Raw genomic sequence first — 6,162 nt, 5'->3', positions numbered from 1 at the left:
GCCACCCCCGTGCGCGACCTGGACCCGGGCGCGCTCGTGCCCGGTCACGTCCACCACGGCGGCCCGGACCTGCCGGTGTCCGACGTCCACGCCGATCGCGAAGGCGCAGTCGGCGTTCACCTGAAACAGTGCGGGCGCGGGCCCCTTGCGGCCGGTCATCGGGCCGATCTCGGCGATCACGCCCTGCTCGGTGAGCTGGGCGATCGCCGCGGCCACCGTCGGCCGGGACAGCGGGATCCGCCCGGCGAGATCGGTGATGGTGAGCGGCCCGTCCCGGCCGACGGCCTCCAGGACCGCGCGGCCGTTGAGCGAGCGCAACAGGCCCTGGGGGCCCGCTGGATACCGGCGGGGCACGTCGGCCTCACCTCTCCTTCTTCTGTAAGAAAGAAAGTTGCTTATTTATACGCGCGGGACGAGGTGCGCACAACCCTTCGGGGGATCCACGGATCTCAACCCCGGGGCTCCTCCGTACGTCTATGTTGGCGCCAAACGATGTTGAACCACCCCAGAGCCGGGAGGCCCCCCACATGCCCATACCGCTCCGCACCGCCGTGACCGGCGCCGTCACCGCCGCCACCCTCTTCGTGGGCGGCACGGCCTACGCCACCCCGCCCGGTCCCGGTGTGAGCGCGAAGCTGATCTACCAGAAGACCGTCGGCGACACGGACTACACCCTGCGCGAGATCTCGATCCCGCCCGGCCAGGCCACCGGCTGGCACTACCACGACGGCCCCCTGTACGGCGTGGTCAAGCAGGGCACGCTCAGCCACTTCGACTCCGACTGCGAGTCCGACGGCGTCTACCCGAAGGGGAGTTACATCCAGGAGCCCGCAGGTCAGGACAACGTCCACATCGGACGCAACCTCGGCGACACGACGCTGGTCCTCGACGTCCTGTACGTGCTGCCGCACGGTTCGCCGTTCTCGGAGGACGCGCCCAACCCGGGCTGCTCCTTCGAGTGATCAGAACTCCGGTGGTTCCAGGGACTGTTCGGCCCAGATGGTCTTGCCGCTGCCGGTCTGCCGGCTCCCCCAGCGCTGGGTGAGCTGGGCGACCAGGAGCAGCCCGCGGCCGCCCTCGTCGTAGGCGTGGGCGCGCCGCAGGTGCGGTGAGGTGGAACTGCCGTCGGAGACCTCGCAGATGAGGGTCCGGTCGCGGATCAGCCGGAGCTGGATGGGCGGTTCGCCGTAGCGGATGGCGTTGGTGACGAGTTCACTCACGACGAGTTCGGTGACGAAGGAGGCGTCCTCCAGTCCCCAGGCGGCCAGTTGCTCGGTCGCGGCCTGCCGGGTGGCGGCCACCCGGGCGGGGTCGGGTTCGACGTCCCAGGTGGCGACCCGGTCCGCGCCGAGCGCCCGGGTGCGGGCCAGCAGCAGGGCCACGTCGTCGCTGGGCTCCTCGGGCAGGACGGCCTTGAGCACGGTGTCGCACAGGGCGTCGAGGGTGTCGGTCCGCGCGGTCAGGGCCCGGCACAGCTCGTCCGTGGCGTGGTCCACGTCCCGGTCGCGGTCCTCGATCAGACCGTCGGTGTACAGGGCGACGACCGCGCCCTCCGGCAGCTCGATCTCGGCCGCCTCGAAAGGCAGGCCGCCGACGCCGAGCGGGGGTCCCGCGGTCAGGGCGACGAGCTGCGAGGTGCCGTCGGGCAGGACGACCACGGGCGGTGGATGGCCGGCGGCGGCCGCGGTCAGACGGCGCGAGACCGGGTCGTAGACGGCGTAGAGGCAGGTGGCGCCCAGTTCAGCCGCCTCGTCGTCACGGTCGTCCGAGGCGAGGTGGGTGACCAGGTCGTCGAGGTGGGTGAGGAGTTCGTCGGGTGGCAGGTCGACGTCGGCGAGGGTGCGTACGGCCGTGCACAGGCGGCCCATGGTGGCCGAGGACGGGATGCCGTGGCCGACGACGTCGCCGACGACGAGGGCGACCCGGCTGCCGGAGAGCGGGATGACGTCGAACCAGTCGCCGCCGATGCCGGCCAGTGACCCGGAGGGCAGATAGCGGTGGGCGACCTCGACCGCCGCCTGTCCGGGCAGGCCGCGCGGCAGGAGGCTGTTCTGGAGGGCGAGGGCGGTGGTGCGCTCACGGGCGAAGCGGCGGGCGTTGTCGATGCAGACGGCGGCCCGGCTGGCGAGTTCCTCGCCGAGGATCCGGTCGTCGTCGCCGTAGTCGTCGGGGTGGGCGATGCGGACGGCGACCACGACGCCCAGGGTGGTGCCGCGTGCCTTGAGGGGCACGGCGAGCATGGAGTGGACGCCCTTGCGGTAGGAGCGTCCGGCGGGGGCGCGGGCGTTGCGCTCGGCGACCCAGCGCATGAAGGCCGGCTCACCGGCCTGGCTGACGGCGGCCCTGCCCTGCCTCAGGGCCCGTGCGGGCGGCGAGAAGGCGGGGTAGACGTCCGTCTCGCCCAGGTGGACGGCGGCCTCCGGAGTGCCCTCATGGGCGGAGCCGTGGGCGACGCGGCTGAGGACGATGTCGCCGTCGAGCAGGGTGGGCGGCTCGTCGGCGCCGAGGACCCATTCGAGGAGGTCGACGCTGGCGAAGTCGGCGTACCGGGGCACGAGGAGTTCGACGAGTTCCTCGGCGGTGCGGACCACGTCCAGGGTGGTGCCGATGGCGGCCGCCGCCTCGTTGAGCAGGGCGAGGCGCTGGCGGGCCCAGTACTGGTCGCTGCTGTCGAAAGCGGCCAGGGCGACGCCGGTCGGCTCACCGGAGTCGTCGTCGCGCACGGGCCACATCTCGATGCTCCAGGCGTGCTCCCGGTTGAGGGAGGGGGCGCCCGTGAAGCTCTCGTAGCGGACGGGCATGCCGGTCTCGGCGACCTGGCGGAGGTTGGCGAGGAAGCCGCGGCTGTGTTCGGCGTCCTCGACGGTGTCGGCGAAGAACCGGCCGAGGAGGTCCTGCTCGGAGACGCCCATCACGCGACAGGCGACGTCGTTGAGCCGCAGGTAGTGCTGGCGGGTGTCGAAGACCGACATGGACATGGACGCCTGCTGGAACGCCCGCCCGGCGAGGGTCGGCTCCCCCTCGCCGGGCCGCCGGGCGGTGATCACGTACCCGGCCGGGGCGCCGTCCGCGCCCAGGACCGGGCAGGCGTCGAGGACGAGGGTGAGCGGGGAGCCGTCGTGGTGGCGCAGGACGACGGTTCCCTTCAGTGCCGCCACGGCGGACTCCGGCGGGTCCTCGGCGAGCAGTTCCCGTGCGGCCCGCCCCACGACCTGGTCGGCCGTGTGCCCCGTCAGTCGCCGGGCACCCTCGCTCCACCCCGTCACGACACCTGAGGCATCCATGACCGCCGTAGCGGAGACGTGCTCCATATGGTCCAGGATGGTCCCTTTGTCAGAGCGCATCAACCGAAACGGGGCAACCGGGTCCCGTCCGTCACTTCCGGTGTGCGCGCAGGGCTTCCAGGGCCCGGTCGGCGTGGGTGTTCATGCGCAGTTCGCTGCGGACGACCTCCAGGATCCGGCGGTCCTCGGCGATGACGAAGGTGACGCGCTTGGTGGGCGCGAGGGAGAAGCCGCGCTTGACGCCGAACAGCTCGCGTACGGTGCCGTCGGCGTCGGAGAGCAGGGGCATGCCGAGGGTGTGCGTGGCGGAGAACTCCTGCTGGCGTTCGACGGTGTCGCCGCTGATGCCGACGGGCCGGGCGCCGACGGCCGCGAACTCGGCGGCGAGGTCGCGGAAGTGGCAGGCCTCGGCGGTGCAGCCGGAGGTGAGGGCGGCCGGGTAGAAGAAGAGCACCACGGGACCGTCCACGAGCAGCTCGGAGAGCCGGCGGCCGGTGCCGGTCTCGTCCGGCAGCTCGAAGTCCTCGACTATGTCCCCGGTCTCGATCGCCTTGCTCATGCCCGGCCCTCCCCGTTCTTCGCGATGTTGCGTGCCCACAGCACGAGCGGCAGTTGCAGCGGCAGCCGGCCGAGGGCCGCCGCCTTCTGCGGTGCGGGACGGTCCCGCCAGTCCACGGCCATCTTCACGTTGGCGGGGAACACCCCGACGAAGAAGGCGGCACTGGCCACGGCGGCCGCCTTGCGGGTCTTCGGCAGCGCGAGGCCGGCGGCCAGCGCGAGTTCCACGGCGCCGCTCGCGTACGTCCAAGCGCGGGGCGTCCCCGGCAGGGCGCTCGGGACGATCGCGTCGAACTGGCGTGGCCTCGTGAAGTGGGCGGCGCCCGCGGTGGCCAGCAGGCCCGCGAGCAGTAGGGGTGAGCGTCGGGACCCTGGCACGGTTCCTCCAATGGGGGGGTTGCCGCGCGATATTACTGGACCGTACACACAGCTCTTCCGGCGGCCTGTCCCCTTATCCGGAACGGCGGTTGTGGGCGCCCGGGGTGTACCCGAAGGAGCGGCGGAAGACGTCGATGAAGGCGCTCGCGGAGGACCATCCGCAGCGGTGCGCGACGACGGTGACGGGGACGTCGTCGGCCAGCATCCGCAGGGCGTGGTAGAGGCGGGACTGAGTGCGCCACTGCGGGAAGGTCATGCCGAACTCGCTCCGGAAGAGCCGGCTGAGGGTGCGCTCCGAGGCGCCGACGGCGGTGCCGAGCGCGGCGAGGGTGCGGGCGTCGGCGGGGTCGTCGTGGACGAGCGCGCAGACCGCGGCCAGCCGGGTGTCGGCCGCGGTGGGCAGCCGCAGGGGCTGCTGGGGCGAGGCGCGCAGCTGGTCACGGAGGACGGCTCGGAGCCTTCCGCGTTCGGGGGTGTCCTCGGCGGGGTCGCGGGTGCAGGCGAGGATCAGCTCGCGCAGCAGCGGTCCTACGGCGAGGACGGTCGGGGCGTCCAGGCCGAGGGGGTTGTCGGCGGCGGGCAGGCCGACGAGGTGCAGGTCGAGCCGGCCGTGGGCGCGGTGCGCGTGGACGGTCCCGGCGGGGACCCAGATGGCGCGGGTGCCGGGCGCGAACCAGGTCCCGGCTTCGGTGGTGACCTCCAGGACGCCCGAGCCCGCGTAGACGATCTGGTGGTCGTCGTGCCGGTGCGCGTCGATGCGGTCCCCGGCGTTCAGGTGCCGCGCGTGGGTGGGGGCCGTAGGAGCGTGGCGGATGTTCGACACAAGTGGGCAGTTTAGTGAAAGCGGGCCACAGGGCGCGGGCGCGAGGCTCGGACCATGAAGCGCTCCCTCACTCTGATGTCCCTGGGCCACGCCTGCGTGGACGTGTACCAGGGGGCCGTCGCCGCCCTGGTCCCGTTCTTCGTCGCCGAGCGCGCCTACTCCTATGCGGCCGCCTCGGGGGTCGTCCTGGCCGCGTCCCTCCTGTCCTCCGTCGTCCAGCCCCTGTTCGGCGCCCTCACCGACCGGTGGGCGATGCCGTGGGTGCTGCCGCTGAGCGTCCTGACCGCCGGTGCCGGTGTCGCGCTGAGCGGTGTCACCGACTCCTACGCGCTCACCCTGGCGGCGGTCGCCGTGTCCGGTGTCGGGGTCGCGGCCTACCATCCGGAGGCCGCGCGGGCGGCGCGGGCCGTGGCGTCCGGCGGCAACACGGCGATGGGGTGGTTCTCGCTCGGCGGCAATGTCGGCTTCGCGCTCGCGCCTCTGCTGGTCTCGGCCGTCGTCGCCACCGGCGGCCTCGGCGCCTCTCCCCTGCTGGCGGTCCCCGCCGCGGCGGGCGCCGTCCTCTGTACGGCCGCGGTCCGCGCGACCCGGGCGAAGGCGCCGGCCGGCGGCCACGCCGAGGTGTCCGGACCCGACGACTGGCCGTCGTTCCTGCGGCTGTCGGGCGCGGTGGTCTGCCGGTCGGTGGTGTTCGTCGGGCTGAGCGCGTTCGTCTCGTTGTACGTCCGCCAGCGGACCGGCGGCGGGGACGTGGCCGGTACGGCGGCGCTGTGCGTGCTGTACGCGGGCGGTGCCGTGGGGACGGTCGCCGGGGGCCGGCTCGCCGACCGGTACGGGCGGCTCACGGTGGTGCGCGGGGCGTACGCGCTGACCGTGCTCGCCGTGGCCGGGGTGGTGATCGCCCCCGGCCCTGCGGTGTACCTCTTCGTCGCCCTCACCTCGGCCGGGCTGTACGTGCCGTTCTCGCTGCACATCACGCTCGGGCAGGACTACCTGCCCGGGCGGGTGGGGACGGCGAGCGGGGCAGGGCGATCTCCTGGGAGGTCATCAGGAAGTCGCCGTCGCCGAGGACGCAGACGACCGGGCTCTCCGGCCGGGCGAGCTTGGCGCCGACGGCCG

Annotated in this window: 7 protein-coding genes and 1 pseudogene; 2 read left to right on the top strand and 6 right to left on the bottom strand. The window is 73.2% G+C overall.

Annotation, left to right across the window (positions count from 1 at the left end; all coding sequences use genetic code 11):
* The coding region (locus ABZ896_RS51790; protein ID WP_360946205.1) for a winged helix-turn-helix domain-containing protein at window positions 1–354 on the bottom strand (354 nt) is incomplete at its 3' end.
* Window positions 355–527: 173 nt separating this feature from the next.
* On the opposite strand from ABZ896_RS51790, the gene ABZ896_RS51785 reads away from it, so the two are divergent.
* Window positions 528–962, top strand: coding sequence for a cupin domain-containing protein (locus tag ABZ896_RS51785; RefSeq protein ID WP_360946202.1), 435 nt, complete (start codon window positions 528–530; stop codon window positions 960–962).
* On the opposite strand, the gene ABZ896_RS51780 is transcribed toward ABZ896_RS51785, so the two are convergent.
* From ABZ896_RS51780 to ABZ896_RS51765, 4 genes are all read right to left on the bottom strand, one after another.
* Window positions 963–3,311, bottom strand: a complete 2,349-nt coding sequence (locus ABZ896_RS51780; protein WP_360946199.1) for a SpoIIE family protein phosphatase — start codon at window positions 3,309–3,311, stop codon at window positions 963–965.
* 64 nt (window positions 3,312–3,375) lie between these two features.
* On the bottom strand, window positions 3,376–3,843 hold the full coding sequence (locus tag ABZ896_RS51775; RefSeq protein WP_360946196.1) for a peroxiredoxin: 468 nt from the start codon (window positions 3,841–3,843) through the stop codon (window positions 3,376–3,378).
* Window positions 3,840–4,220 carry a MauE/DoxX family redox-associated membrane protein gene (locus ABZ896_RS51770; protein WP_360946193.1) on the bottom strand — a complete coding sequence of 127 codons (381 nt, stop codon included), beginning with the start codon at window positions 4,218–4,220 and terminating at the stop codon, window positions 3,840–3,842. The genes ABZ896_RS51775 and ABZ896_RS51770 overlap by 4 nt, the downstream gene beginning before the upstream one ends.
* 73 nt (window positions 4,221–4,293) lie before the next feature.
* Entirely contained in the window at window positions 4,294–5,043 is a 750-nt protein-coding gene (locus ABZ896_RS51765) for a helix-turn-helix transcriptional regulator (protein WP_360946190.1), read from the bottom strand.
* A 54-nt stretch (window positions 5,044–5,097) separates the two neighbouring features.
* Here ABZ896_RS51765 and ABZ896_RS51760 point away from each other — a divergent pair.
* Window positions 5,098–6,066, top strand: a pseudogene (locus ABZ896_RS51760) (MFS transporter); the annotation flags it as partial.
* Here ABZ896_RS51760 and ABZ896_RS51755 read toward each other — a convergent pair.
* Window positions 6,017–6,162: thiamine pyrophosphate-dependent enzyme (locus ABZ896_RS51755; RefSeq protein ID WP_360946208.1), on the bottom strand; the 146-nt coding region annotated here is incomplete at its 5' end. The pseudogene ABZ896_RS51760 and the gene ABZ896_RS51755 overlap by 50 nt on opposite strands.

The organism is Streptomyces sp. NPDC047072 (genome assembly GCF_040643855.1).
In the GTDB taxonomy this organism is placed as follows: domain Bacteria; phylum Actinomycetota; class Actinomycetes; order Streptomycetales; family Streptomycetaceae; genus Streptomyces.
This window is presented reverse-complemented; position numbering and strand designations above follow the sequence as displayed.

Coding starts and splice junctions, on each gene's coding strand:
- ABZ896_RS51785 (WP_360946202.1), top strand. CDS start 528: ATGCCCATACCGCTCCGCACCGCCGTGACCGGCGCCGTCACCGCCGCC.
- ABZ896_RS51780 (WP_360946199.1), bottom strand. CDS start 3,311: ATGGAGCACGTCTCCGCTACGGCGGTCATGGATGCCTCAGGTGTCGTG.
- ABZ896_RS51775 (WP_360946196.1), bottom strand. CDS start 3,843: ATGAGCAAGGCGATCGAGACCGGGGACATAGTCGAGGACTTCGAGCTG.